The sequence below is a fragment of the Chryseobacterium oryctis genome (assembly GCF_025971925.1).
Classification (GTDB): domain Bacteria; phylum Bacteroidota; class Bacteroidia; order Flavobacteriales; family Weeksellaceae; genus Chryseobacterium; species Chryseobacterium oryctis.
Genome location: NZ_JAPDHV010000003.1, coordinates 265,133 through 287,133, shown reverse-complemented (window position 1 = coordinate 287,133; position 22,001 = coordinate 265,133). Strand labels below are relative to the sequence as shown.

General features: G+C 32.3%; 23 protein-coding genes and 1 tRNA gene. 10 read left to right on the top strand and 14 right to left on the bottom strand.

The annotated features are described in order from the left end of the window. Positions 1–96: 96 nt before the first annotated feature. Both OH806_RS08320 and OH806_RS08315 read left to right on the top strand, forming a co-directional pair. Positions 97–1,041: an NAD(P)H-dependent flavin oxidoreductase gene (locus OH806_RS08320; RefSeq protein ID WP_264743474.1), complete on the top strand. Its 945-nt coding sequence runs from the start codon at positions 97–99 to the stop codon at positions 1,039–1,041. A 15-nt stretch (positions 1,042–1,056) separates the two neighbouring features. Beyond that, positions 1,057–1,827, top strand: a complete 771-nt coding sequence (locus OH806_RS08315; RefSeq protein WP_264743214.1) for an alpha/beta fold hydrolase — start codon at positions 1,057–1,059, stop codon at positions 1,825–1,827. A 51-nt stretch (positions 1,828–1,878) separates the two neighbouring features. Here OH806_RS08315 and OH806_RS08310 read toward each other — a convergent pair whose 3' ends face one another. Beyond that, complete coding sequence (locus tag OH806_RS08310) at positions 1,879–2,496, bottom strand: HD domain-containing protein (protein WP_264743213.1); 618 nt, start codon at positions 2,494–2,496, stop codon at positions 1,879–1,881. 31 nt (positions 2,497–2,527) lie between these two features. Further along, a complete protein-coding gene (locus tag OH806_RS08305) occupies positions 2,528–2,827 on the bottom strand; it encodes a rhodanese-like domain-containing protein (protein WP_264743212.1) in 300 nt (99 codons plus the stop codon). A 110-nt stretch (positions 2,828–2,937) separates the two neighbouring features. Here OH806_RS08305 and queG point away from each other — a divergent pair, with 110 nt between their 5' ends. Next, positions 2,938–3,897, top strand: a complete 960-nt coding sequence (gene queG / locus OH806_RS08300) for a tRNA epoxyqueuosine(34) reductase QueG (protein WP_264743211.1) — start codon at positions 2,938–2,940, stop codon at positions 3,895–3,897. 346 nt (positions 3,898–4,243) lie between these two features. Continuing rightward, positions 4,244–4,921 carry a TIGR02117 family protein gene (locus OH806_RS08295; protein WP_406567617.1) on the top strand — a complete coding sequence of 226 codons (678 nt, stop codon included), beginning with the start codon at positions 4,244–4,246 and terminating at the stop codon, positions 4,919–4,921. Between the two features lie 64 nt (positions 4,922–4,985). Here OH806_RS08295 and OH806_RS08290 read toward each other — a convergent pair. Both OH806_RS08290 and OH806_RS08285 read right to left on the bottom strand, forming a co-directional pair. Continuing rightward, positions 4,986–5,065, bottom strand: a tRNA-Leu gene (locus OH806_RS08290). Between the two features lie 79 nt (positions 5,066–5,144). Continuing rightward, the gene (locus OH806_RS08285) at positions 5,145–5,912 is read right to left on the bottom strand and encodes an MBL fold metallo-hydrolase (RefSeq protein WP_264743209.1); all 768 of its coding nucleotides are present in this window, start codon (positions 5,910–5,912) and stop codon (positions 5,145–5,147) included. Between the two features lie 54 nt (positions 5,913–5,966). Between OH806_RS08285 and OH806_RS08280 the strand changes: the two genes are divergently transcribed. Beyond that, complete coding sequence (locus OH806_RS08280; protein ID WP_264743208.1) at positions 5,967–7,394, top strand: TonB-dependent receptor; 1,428 nt, start codon at positions 5,967–5,969, stop codon at positions 7,392–7,394. Positions 7,395–7,408: 14 nt separating this feature from the next. After that, positions 7,409–7,858, top strand: coding sequence for a GAF domain-containing protein (locus OH806_RS08275; RefSeq protein ID WP_264743207.1), 450 nt, complete (start codon positions 7,409–7,411; stop codon positions 7,856–7,858). 30 nt (positions 7,859–7,888) lie between these two features. Here OH806_RS08275 and OH806_RS08270 read toward each other — a convergent pair whose 3' ends face one another. The 4 genes from OH806_RS08270 to OH806_RS08255 all read right to left on the bottom strand — a co-directional run bounded on the left by OH806_RS08270 (position 7,889) and on the right by OH806_RS08255 (position 12,025). Next, on the bottom strand, positions 7,889–8,623 hold the full coding sequence (locus OH806_RS08270) for an ABC transporter substrate-binding protein (protein ID WP_264743206.1): 735 nt from the start codon (positions 8,621–8,623) through the stop codon (positions 7,889–7,891). Beyond that, a complete protein-coding gene (locus OH806_RS08265; protein ID WP_264743205.1) occupies positions 8,623–10,014 on the bottom strand; it encodes a hypothetical protein in 1,392 nt (463 codons plus the stop codon). Before OH806_RS08265 ends, OH806_RS08270 begins: the two co-directional genes overlap by 1 nt. 11 nt (positions 10,015–10,025) lie before the next feature. After that, positions 10,026–11,366 (bottom strand): magnesium transporter, encoded by a 1,341-nt coding sequence (gene mgtE / locus OH806_RS08260; RefSeq protein ID WP_264743473.1) that lies wholly within the window; start codon positions 11,364–11,366, stop codon positions 10,026–10,028. A gap of 110 nt (positions 11,367–11,476) precedes the next feature. Continuing rightward, positions 11,477–12,025: a pyruvate decarboxylase gene (locus tag OH806_RS08255; RefSeq protein WP_264743204.1), complete on the bottom strand. Its 549-nt coding sequence runs from the start codon at positions 12,023–12,025 to the stop codon at positions 11,477–11,479. A 173-nt stretch (positions 12,026–12,198) separates the two neighbouring features. On the opposite strand from OH806_RS08255, the gene rpsO reads away from it, so the two are divergent. Next, on the top strand, positions 12,199–12,468 hold the full coding sequence (gene rpsO / locus OH806_RS08250; RefSeq protein WP_264743203.1) for a 30S ribosomal protein S15: 270 nt from the start codon (positions 12,199–12,201) through the stop codon (positions 12,466–12,468). A gap of 61 nt (positions 12,469–12,529) precedes the next feature. Here the strand turns inward: rpsO and OH806_RS08245 are convergent, their stop codons facing one another. After that, positions 12,530–12,889: a DUF4260 domain-containing protein gene (locus OH806_RS08245; protein WP_264743202.1), complete on the bottom strand. Its 360-nt coding sequence runs from the start codon at positions 12,887–12,889 to the stop codon at positions 12,530–12,532. A gap of 273 nt (positions 12,890–13,162) precedes the next feature. On the opposite strand from OH806_RS08245, the gene OH806_RS08240 reads away from it, so the two are divergent. Both OH806_RS08240 and OH806_RS08235 read left to right on the top strand, forming a co-directional pair. Then, positions 13,163–15,406 carry a polyribonucleotide nucleotidyltransferase gene (locus OH806_RS08240; RefSeq protein WP_264743201.1) on the top strand — a complete coding sequence of 748 codons (2,244 nt, stop codon included), beginning with the start codon at positions 13,163–13,165 and terminating at the stop codon, positions 15,404–15,406. A 71-nt stretch (positions 15,407–15,477) separates the two neighbouring features. After that, positions 15,478–15,828, top strand: coding sequence for a hypothetical protein (locus tag OH806_RS08235; protein WP_264743200.1), 351 nt, complete (start codon positions 15,478–15,480; stop codon positions 15,826–15,828). A gap of 53 nt (positions 15,829–15,881) precedes the next feature. Here the strand turns inward: OH806_RS08235 and OH806_RS08230 are convergent, their stop codons facing one another. After that, a complete protein-coding gene (locus OH806_RS08230; RefSeq protein ID WP_264743199.1) occupies positions 15,882–18,320 on the bottom strand; it encodes a TonB-dependent receptor in 2,439 nt (812 codons plus the stop codon). Positions 18,321–18,326: 6 nt separating this feature from the next. Beyond that, complete coding sequence (locus OH806_RS08225; RefSeq protein ID WP_264743198.1) at positions 18,327–18,767, bottom strand: MarR family winged helix-turn-helix transcriptional regulator; 441 nt, start codon at positions 18,765–18,767, stop codon at positions 18,327–18,329. A gap of 400 nt (positions 18,768–19,167) precedes the next feature. On the opposite strand from OH806_RS08225, the gene OH806_RS08220 reads away from it, so the two are divergent. After that, complete coding sequence (locus tag OH806_RS08220) at positions 19,168–19,602, top strand: cold shock domain-containing protein (RefSeq protein ID WP_264743197.1); 435 nt, start codon at positions 19,168–19,170, stop codon at positions 19,600–19,602. Positions 19,603–19,655: 53 nt separating this feature from the next. Here OH806_RS08220 and OH806_RS08215 read toward each other — a convergent pair whose 3' ends face one another. Genes OH806_RS08215 through OH806_RS08205 form a run of 3 tightly spaced genes read right to left on the bottom strand, consistent with a single transcriptional unit; the run spans position 19,656 to position 22,000 of the window. Further along, a complete protein-coding gene (locus OH806_RS08215) occupies positions 19,656–20,747 on the bottom strand; it encodes a nucleotidyltransferase domain-containing protein (RefSeq protein WP_264743196.1) in 1,092 nt (363 codons plus the stop codon). Between the two features lie 33 nt (positions 20,748–20,780). Beyond that, entirely contained in the window at positions 20,781–21,263 is a 483-nt protein-coding gene (locus OH806_RS08210; RefSeq protein WP_264743195.1) for a hypothetical protein, read from the bottom strand. Continuing rightward, positions 21,260–22,000, bottom strand: coding sequence for an ATP-grasp domain-containing protein (locus OH806_RS08205; protein WP_264743194.1), 741 nt, complete (start codon positions 21,998–22,000; stop codon positions 21,260–21,262). Before OH806_RS08205 ends, OH806_RS08210 begins: the two co-directional genes overlap by 4 nt. Position 22,001 lies beyond the last annotated feature (1 nt).

Genomic DNA, 22,001 nt, shown 5'->3' with positions numbered 1-22,001 from the left:
AAAAGGTTTCGAAAAATATTATAAAATCTATGTTTTTAGTATTTTTACAGTATGGGCAACTTTATAGATTTTAATTCAGCTAAAAAACTTCATGAGATGCAGGAAAATCAAAATAGAATAACGCAACTTTTCAATATACAATATCCCATTATTCAGGGAGGAATGATTTGGCATTCCGGATGGAGACTGGCTTCGGCGGTGTCGAATTGTGGTGGATTGGGTTTAATTGGGGCAGGAAGTATGTATCCTGATATTTTAAGAGAAAATATTCAAAAATGTAAGCAGGCTACAGATAAACCTTTTGGAGTAAACGTTCCAATGCTTTATCCTAATCTGGATGAAGTTATTCAAATTATTTTAGAAGAAGGGGTGAAAATTGTTTTTACTTCTGCAGGAAATCCGAAAACATATACAGAAATTCTACAAAAAGAAGGTTTGAAAGTTGCTCATGTGGTTTCTTCCACCAAATTTGCAATGAAATGTGAAGATGCAGGTGTAGATGCGGTTGTGGCGGAAGGTTTTGAAGCTGGAGGCCATAACGGAAGAGACGAAACGACAACTTTGTGCCTTATTCCTAATGTGAGAAAACATATCTCTAAACCTTTAATTGCAGCAGGAGGAATTGGCTTGGGTTCTCAGATAAAGGCAGCAATGGTTTTGGGAGCAGATGGAGTTCAGATTGGTTCTCGCTTTGCGGCAACTCTAGAAGCTAGTTCACACGATAATTGGAAAAATAAAATCAAAGAACTTCAGGAAGGGGATACTCATTTAACCTTGAAAGAACTGGCTCCTGTGAGATTGGTGAAAAATAAGTTTTTTAATGAATTAGAAGAAATTTATAATACGGGAAGAAATAAAGAAACTTTAATTCAAACTTTGGGAAGAGCAAGAGCTAAAAAAGGGATGTTTGAAGGAGATTTGGAAGAAGGCGAATTAGAAATTGGTCAGGTTTCTGCTCTAATTGATGAAATTTTACCTGTAGAAACTGTTTTTAATAATTTATTGAGAGAATTTAGAGAAGCAAATAATCCTAGTTTATAGTTAAAGTTAATTTAAATGGAAGGAAGGCTCATTGATGTTAAAGGAAAGAAACTTTATATTGAATACCAAAACTCTTTTGCCAATAAACCCACAATTGTTTTTTTGCACGATTCTTTAGGTTGTACACAGCTTTGGAGAGATTTTCCTGTAAAATTATCTCAGGCTACAGAATGTAATGTTCTTGTATATGACAGGTTAGGATATGGCAAGTCTCATCCTATGCTTACTCATGAGCGAGAAAACGATTACATGGAAAAAGAAGCTGATGTTTTAAACGAGTTATTAATTGAATTAAATCTCAATGAAGTAATTCTCTTCGGTCACAGTGACGGAGGAACAATAGCTTTAATAGCAGCTTCAAAATATCCTGAGAAAGTACAAGCTTTGATATGTGAAGCGGGACATATTTTTGTGGAAGACATTACGGTAAAAGGGGTAAAAGATGCTTTAACAGCTTATCAAACAACTAATCTTCCTGAGAGATTGCAAAAATATCATGGAGATAAAGTCGAAATGATGGTAAAAGCTTGGACGGAAATATGGCTGAGCGAACGTTTCAAAACATGGAATATTGAATATCTGTTGAAAAATATCACGCCTCCTTTATTGTTTATTCAGGGTGAAAATGATGAATATGGAACCTTAGAACAAGTAGAAAAAACAGTAGCTCAGGTAAGCGGAAATGCTGAGAAATTTATTATTCCTGATATCGGGCATACACCTCATAAAGAAATTCCAAATATAGTTTTAGGAAAATCAGTTGAGTTCATCAAAAATCAATTATAGAATATCTGAAATTTTTAAATAAAAGAAAGTGGGCATTCGCTCACTTTTTTGTTATAAAATCTTTAATTCAAAACGCAGGTTTTCTTTTGCTTGTTTTTCGTATTTTTCTTTAAAATAATCTGTTTTGAAAATACTTTCTAGTTCCAAAAAGTGTTTCAAAACTTTTTTTCTTCCGGGTTTATAAAGAATATCGGGATAAATAGAATATTCTTTTCTGATTTTTTGAGTATAATCATAATAGATGGCTTTATCTTGCCCTAAAACAGATAAGTCAGCATCCAAAAGATAATTTACATCATTATCCTCAGATTTTTGATGAGCTTTTGTTGCTAAGATTTGATAGTAAACGTTTTCAATGTCGGATGGATTTACATTCAGTTTTTGAAGCCTTTCTGTAGCAAAATCAGCGCTTTTCTCTTCATTGGATTTTGATGAAACATTATAAATGATATCATGATAAAATATAGAAAAGGAAATGTTTGTAGAGTTTACAATATTGGATTTCACATTCTCCAATTCTAAAGACATATTTTCCAGATGCTGCAAATTGTGATAATGTCTTCCTTTTTCAGAATATTTTGCTTCAATTTCAAGCCATAAACTTTCAACAAGGTTTTTGTCCTGAGTAAAAGGGTTACAATTCTGAAAAAATCTTTCTTTTAAATTCATCATTATGAATTTTCAGATAAAAAAAGGAACTTTAAAAAGTTCCTTGATTTGCGTCTAAGTTTGCTTTTAATTCAGCCCAGCCACCACCGTTGTAGCCGTCTTTTAAGCCTTGAGAATTTAAAAATTCCAATGCTTTTCCGCTTCTGTTTCCGCTTCTGCAGAATAGGATTACAGGTTTTTCTACAGATAAAATCTCGTCTTTTCTATCTTCTACTTCACCTAGCGGAATATTTTTAGCTCCTTCTATATTTCCGTCCATTTCCAATTCCATTGGTTCACGAACGTCGATTAATTCATAATTTCCTGATTTTATTACTTCTACTAAAGACATAATTGTTAAATATTTTAGAGTTAAAAAATGCAATGGATTTTTAAAAAGATATATTAAAACCAAAGCCTAAACAAATTTATAAAATAATCTTAGTTTTGCAAGGCGAAATTATGAATTCAAGTTCTGAAAAATATTCACAGTTAATTAAAGCCAAGGCTAAAAGTTTTGGATTCCAGAATTGTGGCATTTCCAAGGCAGACTTTTTGGAAGAAGATGCTCTGAATCTTGAAAAATGGCTTAGAAATAATTTTCATGGAGAAATGAAATACATGGAAAATTATTTTGATAAAAGGCTAGACCCAAGATTGTTGGTTGAGGGGGCTAAATCGGTCATTTCGCTTTCTTACAATTATTTTCCTGAAGAACAGATTTCATCATTAGATAATTTTAAAATTTCAAAATACGCTTATGCAGAAGATTATCATGAAGTGATTAAAGATATTCTTCGTGAAATGATTGCTGAATTGCAGCAAGAAATCGGAGAATTTGGTTTTAGGGTTTTCGTAGATTCTGCGCCAGTTTTGGAAAGAAGCTGGGCTAGAAAGTCGGGAATTGGCTGGGTCGGTAAAAATGCTAATTTAATTACCAAACAAAGTGGTTCGTTTTATTTTTTAGCGGAAATTATATGCGATTTAGATTTAATTTCAGACCATGAAACGACTGACCATTGCGGAACCTGCCGAAAATGCATTGATGCGTGTCCTACAAATGCAATTGTTTCTGAAAAAATAGTGGATGGAAGCAAATGTATTTCTTACGCAACCATTGAATTGAAAAACGAAATTCCTGATTATTTTAAAGATAAGATGGATGATTGGATGTTTGGTTGTGATGTTTGCCAGGATGTTTGCCCTTGGAATAGGTTTTCCCTTCCGCATCAGCAAAGTAAGTTTAAACCTAACGATACGCTTAAAAACTTCAGAAAAGGAGAATGGAAAGGCCTTACTCAGGAAATGTTTTCAGAAATATTTAGAAAATCTCCTGTGAAAAGAACAAAATTTGCAGGTCTGAAAAGGAATATTGAATTTTTAGATAAGAATTGGGACGACAAAGACTTAGATAATGGGTGATAAATTCTTATTTGGAATTTTCAGTTTCCAAAATTAATGGAGAAGTATAACCATGCCTTAATTTATTTGCATTAAGGAAGTTGGGCTTTATCTAAATAAAAACTGTAAAAGTTTTTTCCTAAAAAGAAAAATTGATTTTCATGATAAATGTATCACCGAAAATCAACGTCTTTTTTGTACTCTTTTGGGAGCTACTTTTACTCTTATTTTAAATCTTTTTTGTGATTTACTATTTTTATTCATATTTCTGAATATTTCATAACTAAATATAGCGAATTTTCCGATTAAAACAAATATTTTTACAATGAATAGTTGGTTAAATTTTATTAATATAAAAAACAGAACGGTGAAAAAAATGATTATTCTCTTATTGAAAACAATAGGAATTATATTGGGAATTATAATCTTATACGCAGCTTTGGGATATTTATTACCTTTTATTGAGGTTTCAGCAAAAGATGATGGTCAGAATAAAGAAATCCCGATTTATATTTATACAAACGGTGTTCATACGGATATTGTGATGCCGGTAAAAAATAATTTGCAGGATTGGAGCGCAAAAATTCCGTTTGAAAATACCCTTTCGAAAAAGACTGATTATAATTATGTTGGAATTGGTTGGGGTGATAAAGGCTTTTACTTAGACACTCCGACTTGGGCAGACCTGAAATTTTCAACAGCCGTGAAAGCTGCTTTTTGGATGAGTGAGTCTGCTATGCACTGTACTTATTATAAGGAGATGAAGGAAGGAGTGGATTGTAAAAAAATGATGATTAGTAAAAATCAGTATCAGAAATTGATAAGATTTGTAGATGCTAAATTTGATAAAGATAAAAACGGAAACTATATTTTAATTCCTACAAATGCTGTGTATAGTGATAACGATGCTTTTTATGATGCAAAAGGGAAGTATAGTTTTTTGAATACCTGTAATACATGGGCAAATGATGCGTTAAAAGCTGCTGAACAAAAAGCTGCTCTTTGGACTCCTTCTGATTACGGAATATTTCTACATTATAAATAGAGAATAAATATTAAGGGATAAAAAGAAAAACCTCTGAAAATTAAATGATTTCAGAGGTTTTTTGTACCCAGGACCGGGATCGAACCGGTACTCCTAAGAACTGGTGTTTGAGACCAGCGCGTCTACCAATTCCGCCACCTGGGCTGATGTATTACCTTGCTTTGAATCGGTGTGCAAATATAGAAACTTTCTTTTATATTCAAAAATTTTTTGAAAGAAAAATTTAGAAAAAAATCTCCAAACTATCGTAAGCAAGGTGAATTCCGTTTGGAAGTTGTTTATCTTCAATGTCATGCACTCCAAAATGATGACTGATATGAGTTAAAAATAATTGTTTAGGTTTTAGCTCTTCAAATAATTTTATTACGTCTGATAATATAAAATGAGCAGGATGTGGGTCAAACTTCCTAATGCAGTTCAAAATTAATACATCCAAACCACACAATTTTTCTTTTTCAGTATCCGAAATGGAGTTTGCATCTGTAATGTATGCTAAATTTTTAAACTTATATCCAAGGATATTAATTTTATAATGAGTTACTTCAATAGGAGTAATTTCTGTATTTAAAATTGTGAATGGTTTATTTTCAATTTCATGCAAATCAAAAGAAGGTGCTCCTGGATATCTTTCATCAGCAAAAGCGTATGGAAATCTGTTTTTTATTTCTTCACCAACTCTTTTTTGACAATATATGGGTATGTTTTTTCCTGTTTTAAAAATTAAAGGTCGCATATCGTCAAGACCAATTACATGATCGTTGTGCTCATGAGTAAGAAGCAAAATATCTACATTGCTTTCTTTATTGATGAGCATTTGTTGTCTAAAATCAGGACCACAATCTATAAGTATTTTTTTATCTTCATCTGTTGTAATCATTACAGAAGCACGAAAACGACTGTCTTTGGGATTGTTTGAAGTACATACTTCGCATGTGCAGCCAATTACGGGGATTCCTTGGGATGTCCCCGTTCCAAAAAATTTCAACTTCATTTTCTTTTGAGGTTGGTTTAATTTTGGTAAATTTACGAAAAATTTAATGTCCTAATGTATCAGAAACTAACTCCTAAACAAAAAGCATTAACAATTAATCTAGATCCTACTATTTATGGTACTTTCGCGGAAATTGGAGCAGGACAGGAGACTGTTCGACACTTTTTTAGAGCAGGAGGAGCTTCGGGTACAATTGCTAAGGCAATGTCTGCTTACGACAAAGATTTTAGTGATGCGATCTACGGAAAAGAGGTAAAAAACAGATATGTTACCCAAAACAGACTTCGAAAAATGCTTCGTTATGAAGTCGCTTTAATTGAAGAAAGAATTTCGAGAGAAAATAATCCGAACAGAAAGTTTTTTTCGTACGCAAATACGGTTACCACAATTAATTTTGATAAAACAGTTAAAGGTCACGGTTGGGTAGGAATTCGTTTTCAGGTAAAGGAAAATGAGGATTACAACGAGATTGTAATTCATGTGAAATTTAAAGAAAATGATGCTACTTTGCAACAGGAAACTTTAGGGAATCTAGGGGTGAATCTTATTTTTGGAGCATTTAATTATTACGATAATCCAAGAAGGCTAATCGAATCTCTTTACGATGATGTTGCAACAGATAACCTTGAAATTGATATGATCGATTTCAGTGGACCTGCTTTCGCGTATGTTGATAATAGGTTGATGTCTTTGCAGTTGGTAAAAAACGGAATGACCGATGCTGTGATTTTTAATTCGGAAGGGAATAATATGCTTCCTGCGGATATTTTATACAAGAAGAATATTTTTGCGGTAAGGGGGAGTTTCAGACCTGTGACGAAGGTAAACATTGATATGCTTAAAAATGGTATGGATATGTTTTTGAAAGATGCCCTTTGTACACATGAAGAAACGGAGCTTTTAATTGAAATTACAATCTCAAATCTTCGTGCAGACGGTGATATTGATGAAAGGGATTTCTTAGATAGGGTAGATGTTCTTGGTAAGTTGGGATATACGGTTATTATATCCAATTTCTCAGAATATTATCGACTGATTGATTATTTTGCCTCATATACCAACGGAAATATTGGTGTAGCAATGGGTGTAAATAATTTATTGATGGTGTTTGATGAGAAATATTATAAAAACTTATCAGGTGGGATTTTGGAAGCTTTCGGGAAGTTTTTCAGAAACGGAATGAGAGTTTATCTATATCCTTATAAAGACCCTGAAACTCATCAGTTATTAGATTCTTCTACATTGAAAGTGGAGGAAAATTTGAAAGAGCTATATAAATATTTCAAATTAAATAATCGTATCGTAGATATTGCAAGTTACAACCCTGAGTTTTTGGAGATTTATTCAAGAGATATTTTGAGAAAAATTGCCAGTAATATTAAAGGATGGGAAAATCAGCTTCCTGAAGGTGTTGCAGAAATGATAAAAGAACGAGGAATGTTTGGTTATAAAGAAGAATTTTCGCTAAAACAATTCTCTTAAAAAATACACATAATATGTCAGAACTAAAGAGAAGGCTTTCATCAATTCTTGAAAGTCCTAAACATAATACTGAAGAAAAGCTTGAAAAAGTTTGCCATTTGTTAGATCAGGAAATTTCTTATTTCAACTGGACGGGTTTTTATTTTAAAAATGGAGATAAAGATGAATTGAAACTAGGTCCGTACGTAGGAGCTCCCACAGATCATACAATTATTCCTTATGGGAAAGGTATTTGCGGTCAGGTTGCTGTTTCTAATGAAACTTTTGTTGTTCCTGATGTGAATGAAGAAAGCAATTATTTAAGCTGCTCAATCGATACAAAGGCAGAAATTGTTGTTCCGATTTTCAAAGACGGAAAAAATGTTGGCCAGATTGATATAGATTCTCACACAATTAATCCTTTTACGGATGAAGATAGAGAATTACTAGAATGGCTTTGTAATGAAGTATCTAAGATTATATAATAAAAAAAACTCCGGTATTTGCCGGAGTTTTTACTTATAAGAATTTATTTCAGTTAATAGGTTTTTATAATAGTTTTCACATTTTGCAATATGCGTTCCGTACCAGGAAAACGCTTCACCATCCACAAGCATAATCTTTTTTTCGGGGTAAATTTGGTTTAATTCCTTAAAGTGTTCTTCTTTAAAAGGATAGGGTTCCGAAGAAAGCATAATGATGTCCGCTTCGTTTAAATCTTCAACTTGAATTTCAGGATATCGAGTTTTATCTTTAAAAATATTTACAAAGCCTATTTCTTCCAGTATTTTATGAATAAAAGTATCGTGGCCAATAGTCATATAAGGTTTTTTCCAAATAAGATAAGCCACTTTTATTTTGGAATCGGTTTTTATTTGATTAAAAATATCATAAATTTTGATGTTGAATAATTGGGCTTTTTCCTCTTTGTTGAAAATATTGCCTAAATTCTTGAGAAGGTAATAATTGTCTTCAATAGTTTCAATATTGGTGACGATTACTTTGAAATTCTTCATTAAACTTTCAACCTGCTCTTTGATATTTTCTTCTTTGTTGGCAATAATCAAATCAGGCTGTAACGATTTAATTTTATCAATATTAATGTTTTTAGTACCACCAATGGTTGTAATATTTTTTACCTTTTCATTAGGATGAATACAAAATTTTGTTCTCCCAATGATTTCATTTTCAGTAAGTCCTAAATCGAATAAAGTCTCTGTAATAGACGGAACAAGAGATATAATTTTCATTATTTCGTTTTATATACAAATAAATGGAATCCTAAATCCATTGGATAAATATACAAAATCTCTCTTTTTTCTAAAGCTAAAGTTTTATAAATGAACTGTTCAGTTGGGCTTCTTGCAATGAATTTTTTAGGATTTGTTGATGCCAAAGCTATTTGATTAATATTTTTTTTCTCAAAGTATTTTTTATAGGAAATGCTGTCTCTGTTTTTTATGGTAAGTAAGAATTTTGCATCATTCAATCCATAACCATCATAGGTCGTTGAAGGAGCATAATAAGCAATGTAACCAGCATCCATAATTGATACTTTATCAGATTTTGTAAGGTGTTTTGCCCATTCTTTATAACTGGTTTTAAAGCCGTTTTTTACAATCTCAACGCCTTTCATGCTTTCATATAAATTGCTGAATAAGTCAAACATCCTCAAAACAGACAAAATAAGAATGACTTTTTTTATAAATATCCATTTTTGCTGAAAAGCATTTGAATTAAAGAAGAAAAAATAAGCAGTTAATGGAAATAAATATCTGATGTAAATCGAAGAGGAATAACTACTTACATGAAATGTATAATAGTAAAGTAATATCAATAAAGGTAAAAGTATAAGATGTTTTTTCTCTTCAAAAAGTTGGAGAATTACAGGTGAAAAAACAATTAAATATCCAATAAAAACTTTAGTTATAGTAAATGAGTAGTTGCTGAAATGAGATTTTAATAAAAAAGGGAGAGGTATATAAAAATCAAAGAACGCTAAATAAAACCCGCTAAAAACAATAACTCCAATTGCTGATATTGCTATTCTCTTGAAAAAATCTTTACTGAAAAGTTTAGGGTTTAGAACATAAAATATCTGAAATAAAGCAAATTCAGGTCTGACTAAAGGTAATAGTATTGTGTAATAGTTTTTATTGGAATCAAAATTTAATAAAAATTGATAGAGTACTAAAATTGTAAGTACTGATTCAAGTCCATGGGTTGAGTTTAAATAAAGCCAGATCGTGAAAAAAACTCCAAATGAAATATTAAAGATTTTAGAGAATATATTTCCTTTAAAACTAAAATTATTAATCAGTTTGTGTAATAAGAAGAGACCCATTAATGCATTTATAACAATAAAAGAGTCTTCTGGTTTTATATGTAGAAATGCAAAAAAAGCTAAAACCCACATCCATAATAAACTGGTCTGTCCATTTCCTTGATATTCAGGATCTAAATTATACCAAGGTTTAAAATGTTCTTCAAAGTTGATAGAGTATTTAAAAGTGATGAATGCATCATCAATGATCAGGTCATGTTTAATAATTAATAAAGAAATAAATGTTACGCTTAGAAATAAGATCAAAGCCTTTTTCCATAAAATATCTTTATTGTAAAGTGGTTGCAAATCCGCCATGTTGTGATGTATTACAAAAGTTTTCCTGTTAAGAAAAGTCCGGCAACAGAGAAGTAAATGATAAGCCCAGTCACGTCTACTAATGTCGCAACGAAAGGAGCAGAAGATGTTGCTGGGTCAAGATTTAATTTTTTCAAAATAAAAGGAACCATTGAACCGGATAAAGTTCCCCAAAGTACAATCATTACTAAGGAAACACCAACGCTTAAACCAACAAAAGGCCAATATACTCCGTAATTGAAAAGTCCGGATTCATGCCAAATCATAATTCTCAAGAAACCTATAATTCCTAAAATTCCTCCGAGAAGCAATCCGGTAAAGATTTCTTTTTTCATGACATACCACCAATCTTTTAAACCAATTTCCTGAAGAGCCATTGCCCTGATTATCAGGGTTGCAGCTTGTGAACCAGAATTTCCTCCACTGGAAATGATTAACGGAACGAATAAGGCAAGAACAACTGCTTTTTGAATTTCATCTTCAAAATATCCCATTGCTGAAGCAGTAAGCATTTCTGAAAAGAAAAGAATAACCAGCCACATTCCTCTTTTTTTTATCATTTCTGCAAGAGAAGTTTGGGTGTATGGTAAATCTAAGGCTTCCAATCCCCCGAATTTTTGGATATCTTCGGTGTTTTGCTGTTCAATTTGGTCTAAGATATCATCAATTGTTACAATTCCTACCAAAACTCCTGCTTCGGTAACGATAGGGAGTGCGGTTCTGTCATATTTTTCAAAATAGGTAACAGCATCTTCTTTAGAAGTGGTTGTTGTGATTGCAACAAAATGATTATCAGTGATTTCTGAAATTAAAGTATCTTCTTCTGCTAATAATAAACTCCCTAATGCGATGTCATCAATCAATCGGTTTCTTTCATCTACAACATAGAGGTGGTTCATTGTTTCCACTCTTTTTCCGACTTTTTTTATTTGTTGAAGACATCTTTTTACAGACCATTCTTTACGAATTTGGATGTAATAGGGAGTCATCAATCGGGCAATGGAATCGGAATCATAGCCCAAAAGTTTTAGAGCAATTCTTCTTTCCTGCGGATTAAGGTGATTGATGGAATATTTTATAAGTTCATCCGGAAAGTCTTCAAATAGAGCAGTCCTGTCATCGGGAGTCATTGCATTCAGAATTTCTGAAACTTCGTCACTTCCTATACTTCTGATTGTTTCTTCTTGAAAATCTGGCGCTAAATGAGAAAAAACTTCTGCCTTGTATTCTTTTGGAACTTTCAGGAATGCCAAAAGCCTCTCGTCAGCGTGAAGTTCGCTAAGAGTTTCGGCAATATCGGCAGGGTTGAAGATAAGTTCGTCTTTAGAATTCAAAACGTCAATTTTTTGGATATGCAAAAATAACTCAAAAAATTAAAACTGAGTAATAATGAGCCAAAATTAAGATTTAATTAAAGCTAAACTGTAAAAATTAAAGAGATAAAAAAACTTGCTACCGTGAATTAAAACCTTTTCTCAGTAGAAGAACTTAGTTTTTTTAATTTTTTAACGATATCTTTTATAGCACCGTTTGTTCCGATTTTTACGGAGTTTACTGTGGTGCCCAAAAGACGCATATTTTTACGATAAGTATCATAATCGGTTTCTGTAAGCAGATTTCCTTCTGCATCAAAAAGCTTCATGCTGACAACTACCTGATTAGAGAAAACATATTTTCCAATACCGACTTTGAAATATTTTACTTTAGGAACTACGGCAAAATCAGCGTCATTATTTATGCAGTAATCAATGATGGTTTGTTTGTCGATGCTGTCAAAAGAAATGTAAGTTTCGGTTTTTATTAGTCTATTTTTTCTTTCACTAAGATTATCAGAAACGGCACTGAAAAAAGCGGTGTTAGTAGGTTCTTTTATTTCATCAATATCAGGCTCTACCTCAGGATTAAAGTAAAGAATTTTTTTTACTTTATCAGAGGTATTTTGGGCTTTTACAAGGTTTATTCCTAAAAATAAAAAGCTAACAAGAGCAGTGAAAGTTATAATTTTTCTCATCAGTAATTCCAAGTGCAAAATTACTTTCTTTTGGTGGGATATTATAGTTTTTTTAAGAATTTTTTAACTCTTTTTTCTATCAAATTTAATAAATGAAATCAATAATGTTGGTGGAATAGAAAAATAGTTGTATTTTTGCACCCGTTACATAATAATCATTAAACAATATTGGAATGTACTTAACAACAGAAAAAAAAGCAGAAATTTTCGCAAAACACGGAAAATCTGCACAAGACACAGGAAGTGCTGAAGGACAAGTTGCACTTTTCACTTACAGAATTAACCACCTTTCAGCTCACTTGAAGCAAAATCACAAAGACTTCAATACAGAAAGATCTTTGGTGAAATTGGTAGGTAAAAGAAAAAGCTTATTAGATTATCTTAAGAAAAAAGATATCAATAGATATAGAGCAATTATTGCTGAACTAGGTTTAAGAAAATAATCTACAAAGATTTTCAAAAAAAAGCAATCTCGAAAGAGGTTGCTTTTTTGTTTTATAAAAATTAATTTTTATTCTTTCCAATTTTTCCTAAATGTGTATGTTGAAAGCTATCAGGGTATTTCAATCCGTATCCTAAAATTCTGTCAAATGCTGAATGGGCTAAAAGTATAGCTCCAATCATATTTAGATAAGGGATGGAAAATAAAGCTCCTGCTATATAGATGGTAATTGCGATTCCTAAGTTGTGAAAAAGGTTGTAATAAAAAGCTCCAATTTTATTATTGAAAATATATCCGAGCATGGAAATGTCCAGTGCTAAGAATAATCCTGCAAACCACCACCAGGAAAATTCAGTTTCCCTGAAAGCTAAAATTCCTAAAACTAAAAGAGCTACGTATTCAAACTTTAATTGGGCTTTCATGTGTTTTAAATTTTAATTTTTGATTTTTGATATTGTAATTACTTTCTATGTTTAGACGGAGAGTAATGTGGAAATACTTTATAATAAATATACAAAAACAACCAGCTGCTTTATTTGTTGAACTGATTTAATTGATAAAATTTACGACAGATTTTGATATTTTGGAGGCAAAAATTTAAAAAATCATTATAAAATCTTACCTTTGCAAACGAAAATTTAAAGAGTTTAAATATTAATCGTACTCAATACGGAGTACATGAAGACAATTTTTTTATGAGTATACCTCAAGCGTTTACAGAAACGATTACTCTTGCAGACGGCAGAGAAATCACAATTGAAACGGGGAAGCTGGCTAAACAAGCCGATGGATCTGTAGTTGTAAAATGTGGCGGAACAATGCTTTTAGCAACTGTTGTAGCTAATAAAGAAGCAAACCCAGGTGTAGATTTTTTACCATTAACAGTTGATTATAGAGAAAAATTCTATGCTGGAGGTAGAATCCCTGGTAACTTTTTCCGTAGAGAAGCAAAACCTTCTGATGATGAAGTTTTGACAATGAGATTGGTGGACAGAGTTTTACGTCCGCTTTTTCCTGAAGATTTCCATGCGGAAGTACAAGTAATGATTTCGTTAATTTCTTATGATAAAGAAATAATGCCTGAAGCTCTTGCTGGTTTGGCAGCTTCAGCAGCAATTGCTATTACAGATATTCCTTTTGATGGGCCAATGTCAGAAGCAAGAGTTGTAAGAATTGACGGAGAATTATCAATCAACCCAAGCTATGAAAATTTATTAAAAGCTGATATCGACATTATGGTTGGAGCTACAAAAGACTCAATCGTAATGGTAGAAGGGGAGATGAAAGAAATTACAGAGCAGGAAATGATTGAAGCAATCAACTTTGCTCATGTTGAAATCAAAAAACAAATTGAAGCTCAGGAAAGACTTGCCGAAAAAGTAGGTAAAGCTTTTCCCAAAAGAGAATATTCTCACGAAGTTCACGACGAAGAAATTCGTGAAAAAGTATGGAAAGAATGCTACAATAAAGTATACGAAGTAGCAAGAACTCCATCGAACAAAGAAGAAAGAGGAGAAAAATTCAAGGCAGTTCTTGAAGAATTCCTTGCTCAATATGCGGATAATGAAGAAGAATTAGAAAGAGTAACGCCTTTCGCAAAAGTATATTATCACGATGTAGAGAAAGAAGCAATGCGTCAGATGATTTTGGAAGACAATATCCGTCTTGATGGTCGTGATCCTCAAACTATCCGTCCGATTTGGTCTGAAATTGATTATCTTCCGGGAGCGCATGGTTCAGCTATCTTTACAAGAGGAGAAACTCAATCTTTAACGGCTGTAACTTTAGGTTCTATCAAAGATGCCAACATGATTGACAGTGTAATCACTCAACATGATGAGAAATTTTTCTTACATTATAACTTCCCTCCATTCTCAACTGGTGAAGCAAGACCTTTAAGAGGTACTTCAAGAAGAGAAGTAGGACATGGAAACTTAGCTCAAAGAGCTTTAACAGCAGTAATTCCTGCAGAAAATCCATATACAATCAGAATCGTTTCCGATATTTTAGAATCAAACGGTTCGTCTTCAATGGCAACAGTTTGTGCAGGAACATTAGCGTTAATGGATGCAGGGGTACAAATTACAAAACCTGTTTCCGGTATTGCAATGGGACTTATTACAGATAAAAAATCTGGAAAATGGACTGTTCTTTCTGATATTTTAGGAGATGAAGATCATCTAGGTGATATGGACTTCAAAGTAACAGGTACTGCAGATGGTATTACAGCTTGTCAGATGGATATCAAAATCCAAGGTCTTTCTATGGATATTATGGAAAAGGCTTTAATGCAGGCTAAAGACGGAAGATTACATATTTTAAATAAAATCACAGAAACGATTGCTCAACCAAGAGAAGATGTGAAACCACATGCTCCGAAGATGGTCGTAATGGAGATTCCGAAAGATTTTATTGGTGCTGTAATCGGACCTGGAGGAAAAATTATCCAACAATTACAAAAAGATACAGATACTGTGATTGCAATTGAAGAGCAAGGAGAAATCGGACGTATTGAGATTGCAGGAACTGACAGAGCTAAAATTAATGAAGCGGTTGCTAAAATCAACGAAATTACTTTCGTACCAGTTGTAGGTGAAGTTTACAAAGGAAAAGTGGTTAAAGTAATGGATTTTGGAGCTTTCGTTGCAATTGCTAAAGGAACAGAAGGTTTACTTCATATTTCTGAAATTGAATGGTCTCGTTTAGACAAGGTTCCTTATGCAGAAGGTGATGAAGTAGAAGTGAAATTTATGGGATATGATGACCGTAAGAAAATGAAACTTTCAAGAAAAGTTCTTTTACCAAGACCTCCAAGACCGGAAGGAAAACCAAGACCAGAAGGTCAAAGTAGACCTGAGAGACCAAACAGACCGGAAGGTCAGGGAAAACCTCAAGCTGAAAAGCCTGTTGAAAATCAAAATCCTTCAACTGAAGCTTAAGATTATTCTTAAATATAACAGAATCCCTCAATTTGAGGGATTTTTTATTTATCTTTAAAAGCAAAAATTATATGAAAAAATTATTAACTTTTTCTCTTATTGCGTTTGCTTCTTTTGCGTTTTCTCAAACTGTAAATGACGTTCCAATTAAGGATATTGATGTAGAATATGTTCAGATTATTGGGACGGGACGCTCTTTAAGTACCAAAGTAAATGTAGAAATTGATTTCGGACAAGAAACAAAATCTATTTCATTTAAAAACGGAACAAGCATAAAAGACGAAAAAGGTAGAAATATGAAGTTTAATTCTATGATGGATGCACTTAACTTCATGTCAGCGAACGGATATTCTTTTCAATTCGCTTATACAATGAATGATGAAAAAGATAAGGCTATTTATTATATTTTAAAGAAAAAATAAGTAAAGAACCACCTGATTAAAAGGTGGTTTTTACTTTAATTCTATTGGTTTGTTTATCCGTTCCCTGCTCTTTGTTTCAGGTCATCTGCACCACCCGTTTTTCTAGGCTGCCCATTTTTTCCTGAACCAAAATTGTAGGTATATGAAAGTGTAATTACTCGAGAATCTCTTTCTACAACAAAGTTTTCGATATAGTTGGTAAAGTTTGTACGAGCTTTTGGATTACTTGTAAAGAAAATATCATTAAATGAGAACTTCAAAGTACTATTGTTTTTGAATTTCTTCTGAGCACCAATATTCAGGTACCAGTTGGGTTTTACGTCCATAAAAGCATAGATTTCTCTCGCTCTGTAATTTCCTGTAACCTCTGCTGTAAACCCGTTTCCAAGTTTAAAAGAGTTTATACTGTTAATATTGAAAGTGAAATTTCCCTGATTATTAATCTGTGTATTAGAAACATTTCCTGTGTAAGAACCATAGTAAAAGTTCGCACTGTTGTTCATATCCCACCATTTTGTAACTTTTACGGGAGCTATAAGGTTTAGATTGTAATAAGAAACAGAACTTAAGTTTTCAATGGTTTGAACGGTAATATTTTTTCCATTTTCAACTACAGGTTTTATTACGTCTGTAATATTGTTAGATGTTTTACTGTAGCCTAAAGTTGCAAAATATTTATTACTGATGCTGTAAGTCAGTTCATAATTCATTGTTGTTTGAGGGTTTAAGTCCGGGTTTCCTGCCTTAGATGTAGTGGGGTCAAGGTAAAACTTAAACGGATTTAGCTGATTATAGCTTGGTCTTGTAATTCTTCTGCTAAAGTTGATTTCCAGATTGCTTTTATCCGTCAAATCGTAAGCGAAAACTGCGCTTGGGAAAAGCTGTGTGTAATTTTTTGTATTAACCTGATTAGTTGTAATCTGATTTCCTTTTACATTGGTATTTTCAACTCTCAAGCCAAAGTTTGTACTGAATTTTTCCCATTTTTTAGAAACATTTGCATAAATAGCATTGATGTTTTCTTGATAAATATAATGGTTGGTTTTTGAGGCATCAAGTTGCGGATTTCCTGAACTTGCATCATAAAACTTCATGTCATTATCTGCTTTTACGAAACTTGTTTTAACTCCAGTTTCCAGCTTCCAGTCGTTTTTAAGTTTTTTGAGTAAATCTGATTTTAATGAATAGATATTTAAACCTCCGTCGATATCTCCTTTCAAAATATACGGATTCGGACCGTCTGGAAGAGTCATTAGATTTCCATTCAGGTCATAAGTTCTGGTATTAAAGTTTTGCAATGAGGTATTTGCATAATTAATATAATCGAAATCGGTTGTGATTTCCGAACCTAATGAATCAAGCGTGTATTTATGATTCAAGTTAAAGGATACATTTTTCCAATGGTCTCTTGAACGATTTTGTGTATTGAAAGTGTTTTTTGGCTGATAATCGTTTCCTAAAACAATGCTGGAGTTATCACCTTTCGGGTCAAATCTGTTGCTGGTGAAACCCATTGAAAAACCCAGAATGTTTTTGTCATTCAGGTAATAATCCATACCAACTTTTGCAATGTGGTTTCTGAAGTTTAATTTCAAAAAATTATCCTGAACATATGCTTTTTCAAACACATTATCCTGATAAAAATTTCTGTCGAGCATCAAATGATTAAAAAATTCTCTGTAAGCAAAACTATAGTTACCGAAAATATTGATTTTTTTATTTTTATGGTTAAGGCTTAAACTGTTGTTGTTTTTGATATATTTTCCTGTTCCTAAAGAGGTTGAAATGCTTCCGTTTGTTCCTTTTCTTTGGTCTTTTTTTAATTTGATATTAATAATGGCTGTTCCTGCTGCATCATATTTTGAGGAAGGATTGGTTATAAATTCAATTTTTTCAACGGTAGAAGAAGGGATTCCTCTAAGATAATTGGCAAGGTCAGCCCCCGTCATCGGAGTGTTTTTTCCGTCAATTTGTACCAAAAGGTTTCCTTTACCACGAAGGCTGATATTATCATTACTGTCAATGTTTACACCCGGTGCTTTTTCCAAAACTTCAAAAGCCGAATTTCCTGTACTTACAATGCTGTTTTCTACATTCAGAATCATTTTTCCTTCTTGTCTTTCGATGTAAGGTTTGGTTTTGGTGATGGTAACACCTTCAATTACTTTTTCATTCAGCTGAATAGGAGGGAAGGTAGTATTTCCTGTAACTGTGATGATGTCGGATTTATAAAGTTCAGAACCGTTTTTATTGATTTTGATATAATAATTGCCTCCTTGAAGATTACCGAAACTGAAATTTCCTTCTGAATCTGCAATTTCTGTTTTGATAGATTTATTTTCAGAATTAAAAAGATTGATATCCATCTGACTTGCTTTGTCAGCTGTAATTTTACCAGTTAAAGAGTAGTTTTGTATCGTCTGAGCAGATAGGGATAGAGTACTTATCAGCATGAGTATCCAGAGATAAATGAATATAAATATTCTTGCCATAGTGTTTTATTTTTTAGAATTAATACAATTTTCTGATATTTTAATTAAGGCATTGTTCATGATTTCCATTTCCTCTTCGGAAATATTTTCCAATGCTATCTTTCTGTTATTTTCAACAAGATTTTGGACTTTTTTAATAATTTCTTTTCCTGAATCTGTCACTTTTAGATTGGTTTTTCTTCGATCTTCTGAGTGAATTTCCCGAATGATATATCCCGATTTTGCTAATAAATTTATAATTCGGGTGATTGATGCATTGTCTTTGAAAACCAAATCGCCTATTTCGTTTTGAGTAATTCCGGGGTTTTCCAAAACAGCTTTTATCGTAAGCCATTGATCTATTGTAATTTCAAAGCCGTTTTCTTTCAACTGTCTCTGCGCATAATTTCTATAGGTTCTTATTGCTTTGTCGATGTTGTAGAATATTATTGTATTTAGCTTTTCCATAAATTTAATGTTGATAAATTAATTGATATATCAATAATTGTGATGTCAACTAATTTGTTGATGTAATTTTATTTTTGTTACAATTGATTAAAAAAAAAATTCAAAAGCTATTTAAGAAGTAAAATAAATTGAATTTCAATTGTTTAAAATGTAAAATGTCATTATTATTCCGTATATTTGCATGATAATTAATAAAAAGGTCTCTGCCTTGCTTTCTCTGTAGCAATTTAGAATTTCTATTTTTCTCTATCAGTTTTTGCCATTTCAGCTGACAAATTTTAATTAAACTTTCGGTTTATCCTCTGGGAAATTCTGGGAAACATTAAATTACTTTTTATTCCTTTTCGAAAATCGAAGAGTTATTATTTTTCAGAATAACATTTAAATTTTATAAAAATATATGGCGGATTCTTTCTCTAAAAAAGAAAATTTCAAGAAAAAAGTTCAAAAAGCAAAAGAAAAAGCTCTGAAACGAGAAGAGCGTAAAACAAGCAACAATAAAGGTAAGAGCCTTGATGATATGTTGATGTATGTAGATGAAAACGGGCAATTAACTTCAACTCCACCAAACAGGGATGCTAAAACAGAAATTGACCTTAATGATATTCAGCTAGGTGCAGCTCCTATCGTTGAAGAGGAAACTATAAATATGGGAATTGTAACATTCTTTAGTGAAAAAGGATATGGTTTCATTACTGAAGATAAAACGAAGGAAAACATTTTCTTTCATTCCAATAACTGTACTGAACCTGTGAAAAAAGGGAATAAAGTTTCTTACGAAAAAGAGAAATCACCAAAAGGTTTTTCTGCTATAGATATTAAAATTGTTAAATAAACAGTATTAAAATATAAAACAAAAAGAGCTTTAATTTTGAAGCTCTTTTTGTTTTATTTGTATAGGTTTTCTCTTATTTCGACCAGAGTTTTAGTGGTTTTTATCAAATCAGGATATTCCGGAAGTTGAGATTTTGAGTGATATTTTTCTATTGATTGGATTAGATTTTCAGCTTTTTTCATTACTTGTTCGTAACTCCATTTTCCTGCTTTTATTTCTAACAATTCGTCTCTGTTTTCTACCCGAACATTAAGAGAATTTGTTTTAAAAATCTGTTCACAAGATTGCAACAAACGAATGGTATGCATCATGTTTTTGCTGTCATAGTTTTGTCCATGATTTTGATTTACGTTGTAACGTTCGTCATTTCGCTCTTCTACCCATTTCCAGTATTCTCGATAATCTTTGCAATACGTAGAGTAGGCATCAAGATTACAGAACATATAAGAAAGTGGTTTCTCTCCTTTCGGAACAGAAGAAAGTGATACTTGATTTGCCTCCTCGTTTTGAATGATTCCTTTATAACGCAAATCTCCTGTTTCGTCATAAAATAGGGCAAACATACCTTTGGTATTGTCGATATTAACCAATCCGCATTTTTCCTGTAAGAGACCACCCCGTCCTTCGGACACCCCTCCAAAGGAGGGGAATTCACGAAGCCATTTTTTTAATGGTATAGAACCACTTTCCTTCAAAATATAACAAAAATCAAGGATAGATTTTCTTTCCTTATCTATGGGATTCAGGATTTTTTTGTTGAGTCCTTTTGCTTTTTTTATTTGTGAAATGGCATAACCAGCAAATGTATCTTTGCATAATTTGGAAAGAAAATCTTCAGGTTTCAACAAATCCATCAATGGATTTTTTTGTAAAATACAATCTTTTGGACTTACCAAAACTTCCAAAATATTCGGATTGTTTTTCTGTAATAGTTCTACAAATCTTCCGATTTCATAATAGGTGATATCGTTGGTTTCGTTAGAAATTTGAGGAATGTAATTCAGTCCGTAAAAATCTTCTTTAGGTAAATAGGATATCCCTCGAATATCTGTATCTGAAGTTTCTGTTGCCAAACCAAATGCCCTACTTCCCGAAATGGCTTCGAAAAGGATGAGGTTTTGGGATTTTATGGATTCTAGTGTCATTCCGTAATTTTTTAATTAAATAAAATATTGGATTTATTTATTACCTTTTGATATTAATAATTTTCTTTCTTGTAAGGCTATTTTTAGTAGCTTTTTTTGGAGTTTGAAAAGTTTTGTTTTCCATTCCGAAGTATCATTATCGAGAAAAAATGTTCCAGTTCCCTCAATAAAGAAATAATAAGATTTGTCATTCCAATTAATGAAAATTTGTTGAGAACCAATATCTGTCATACCTATGTCGTAATTAAAACTGTAATTCTCAAAAGGAAAAGGGTTTTCATCTAAATAAAATAAAAAGTTTTCTATAAAATTTGGAGTTTTTTCTATAACTTCATGTTTACCCTCTAACATAAAACCCTTAGAAGTTAAATGAGCCTTACCAGAATTCTCAATTAATAAATCAAATCCAAAAAGATGCATTGTAAACCCATCGCTAAAAGAATAAGCAAATAAATAATCGGGATGTAATTTTAATTGTTCATTTTCAATAATTCTATATTGTGGTAAATTATTCATAGTTTTATATTTTTCGCACAGCTTTTCACTACAACTTCCAGAGCTTTTTCCGCGTCACAAGCATACAAACCCGAACACCAAGCCGGATTCGCTTCAATGAGAGCCCAACCTTTTTCTTTGATGATTCCAAAATCAAGGACAATAGCTTTTGGAAGTGTTTCAGAATATTGTTTGATGAAATTGTTGAAAAACTCAAACATATCTTTTTCTTCCATTTCAGAAAGAGGATTGGTGTCGAAAGCATCATTCCGCCAATAAGAAGAATAGGTTTCTATTTTACTATTTAATACAAAGCATCTTACTTCAAGTTCCCATTCTACGACTTCGGAAATGAAAACGGCACTCTCTAAATCAAGGGTATCAAAACCTTTGATATTTGTCACTTTATCGAAAACTCCAGCTTTGAAGCTTTTAAAATCAGAACATTTGATGAAAATATTTTCTTTATGTACAAAATCCTTAAGCTTTCCGTAGGAAATTTTACGTTTTGTAAATTCTTCAGAAATCTTTGAAAGCCAATCGTCATCAGGTTTGGCTAAGGTTAGATTACATTGTTCAGCCACAATTTCAGCGTAAATATCTTCACCATACACTCCAATTACATCTGCACGAAATTCTTCAGGAACATTCCATTTCGCATTGAAACGGCTCAGTTCGTAAGGTGAATTGAGGGATGCTTTTTTCAAATTGTTGCTGTCCTCCGTATACATGGGAGAAAGAGCTATTATATTTTTCATG

Bases quoted from the DNA above. Each gene is read 5' to 3' on its own strand.
- OH806_RS08315 (WP_264743214.1), top strand. From the start codon at position 1,057: ATGGAAGGAAGGCTCATTGATGTTAAAGGAAAGAAACTTTATATTGAA.
- OH806_RS08240 (WP_264743201.1), top strand. From the start codon at position 13,163: ATGAGTATACCTCAAGCGTTTACAGAAACGATTACTCTTGCAGACGGC.
- OH806_RS08275 (WP_264743207.1), top strand. From the start codon at position 7,409: ATGTCAGAACTAAAGAGAAGGCTTTCATCAATTCTTGAAAGTCCTAAA.
- OH806_RS08235 (WP_264743200.1), top strand. From the start codon at position 15,478: ATGAAAAAATTATTAACTTTTTCTCTTATTGCGTTTGCTTCTTTTGCG.
- OH806_RS08230 (WP_264743199.1), bottom strand. From the start codon at position 18,320: ATGGCAAGAATATTTATATTCATTTATCTCTGGATACTCATGCTGATA.
- OH806_RS08220 (WP_264743197.1), top strand. From the start codon at position 19,168: ATGGCGGATTCTTTCTCTAAAAAAGAAAATTTCAAGAAAAAAGTTCAA.
- OH806_RS08215 (WP_264743196.1), bottom strand. From the start codon at position 20,747: ATGACACTAGAATCCATAAAATCCCAAAACCTCATCCTTTTCGAAGCC.
- OH806_RS08210 (WP_264743195.1), bottom strand. From the start codon at position 21,263: ATGAATAATTTACCACAATATAGAATTATTGAAAATGAACAATTAAAA.
- OH806_RS08305 (WP_264743212.1), bottom strand. From the start codon at position 2,827: ATGTCTTTAGTAGAAGTAATAAAATCAGGAAATTATGAATTAATCGAC.
- OH806_RS08285 (WP_264743209.1), bottom strand. From the start codon at position 5,912: ATGAAGTTGAAATTTTTTGGAACGGGGACATCCCAAGGAATCCCCGTA.
- OH806_RS08225 (WP_264743198.1), bottom strand. From the start codon at position 18,767: ATGGAAAAGCTAAATACAATAATATTCTACAACATCGACAAAGCAATA.
- OH806_RS08255 (WP_264743204.1), bottom strand. From the start codon at position 12,025: ATGAGAAAAATTATAACTTTCACTGCTCTTGTTAGCTTTTTATTTTTA.
- OH806_RS08320 (WP_264743474.1), top strand. From the start codon at position 97: ATGCAGGAAAATCAAAATAGAATAACGCAACTTTTCAATATACAATAT.
- OH806_RS08265 (WP_264743205.1), bottom strand. From the start codon at position 10,014: ATGGCGGATTTGCAACCACTTTACAATAAAGATATTTTATGGAAAAAG.
- OH806_RS08205 (WP_264743194.1), bottom strand. From the start codon at position 22,000: ATGAAAAATATAATAGCTCTTTCTCCCATGTATACGGAGGACAGCAAC.
- OH806_RS08270 (WP_264743206.1), bottom strand. From the start codon at position 8,623: ATGAAAATTATATCTCTTGTTCCGTCTATTACAGAGACTTTATTCGAT.
- OH806_RS08280 (WP_264743208.1), top strand. From the start codon at position 5,967: ATGTATCAGAAACTAACTCCTAAACAAAAAGCATTAACAATTAATCTA.
- OH806_RS08245 (WP_264743202.1), bottom strand. From the start codon at position 12,889: ATGAAAGCCCAATTAAAGTTTGAATACGTAGCTCTTTTAGTTTTAGGA.
- queG (WP_264743211.1), top strand. From the start codon at position 2,938: ATGAATTCAAGTTCTGAAAAATATTCACAGTTAATTAAAGCCAAGGCT.
- rpsO (WP_264743203.1), top strand. From the start codon at position 12,199: ATGTACTTAACAACAGAAAAAAAAGCAGAAATTTTCGCAAAACACGGA.
- OH806_RS08310 (WP_264743213.1), bottom strand. From the start codon at position 2,496: ATGAATTTAAAAGAAAGATTTTTTCAGAATTGTAACCCTTTTACTCAG.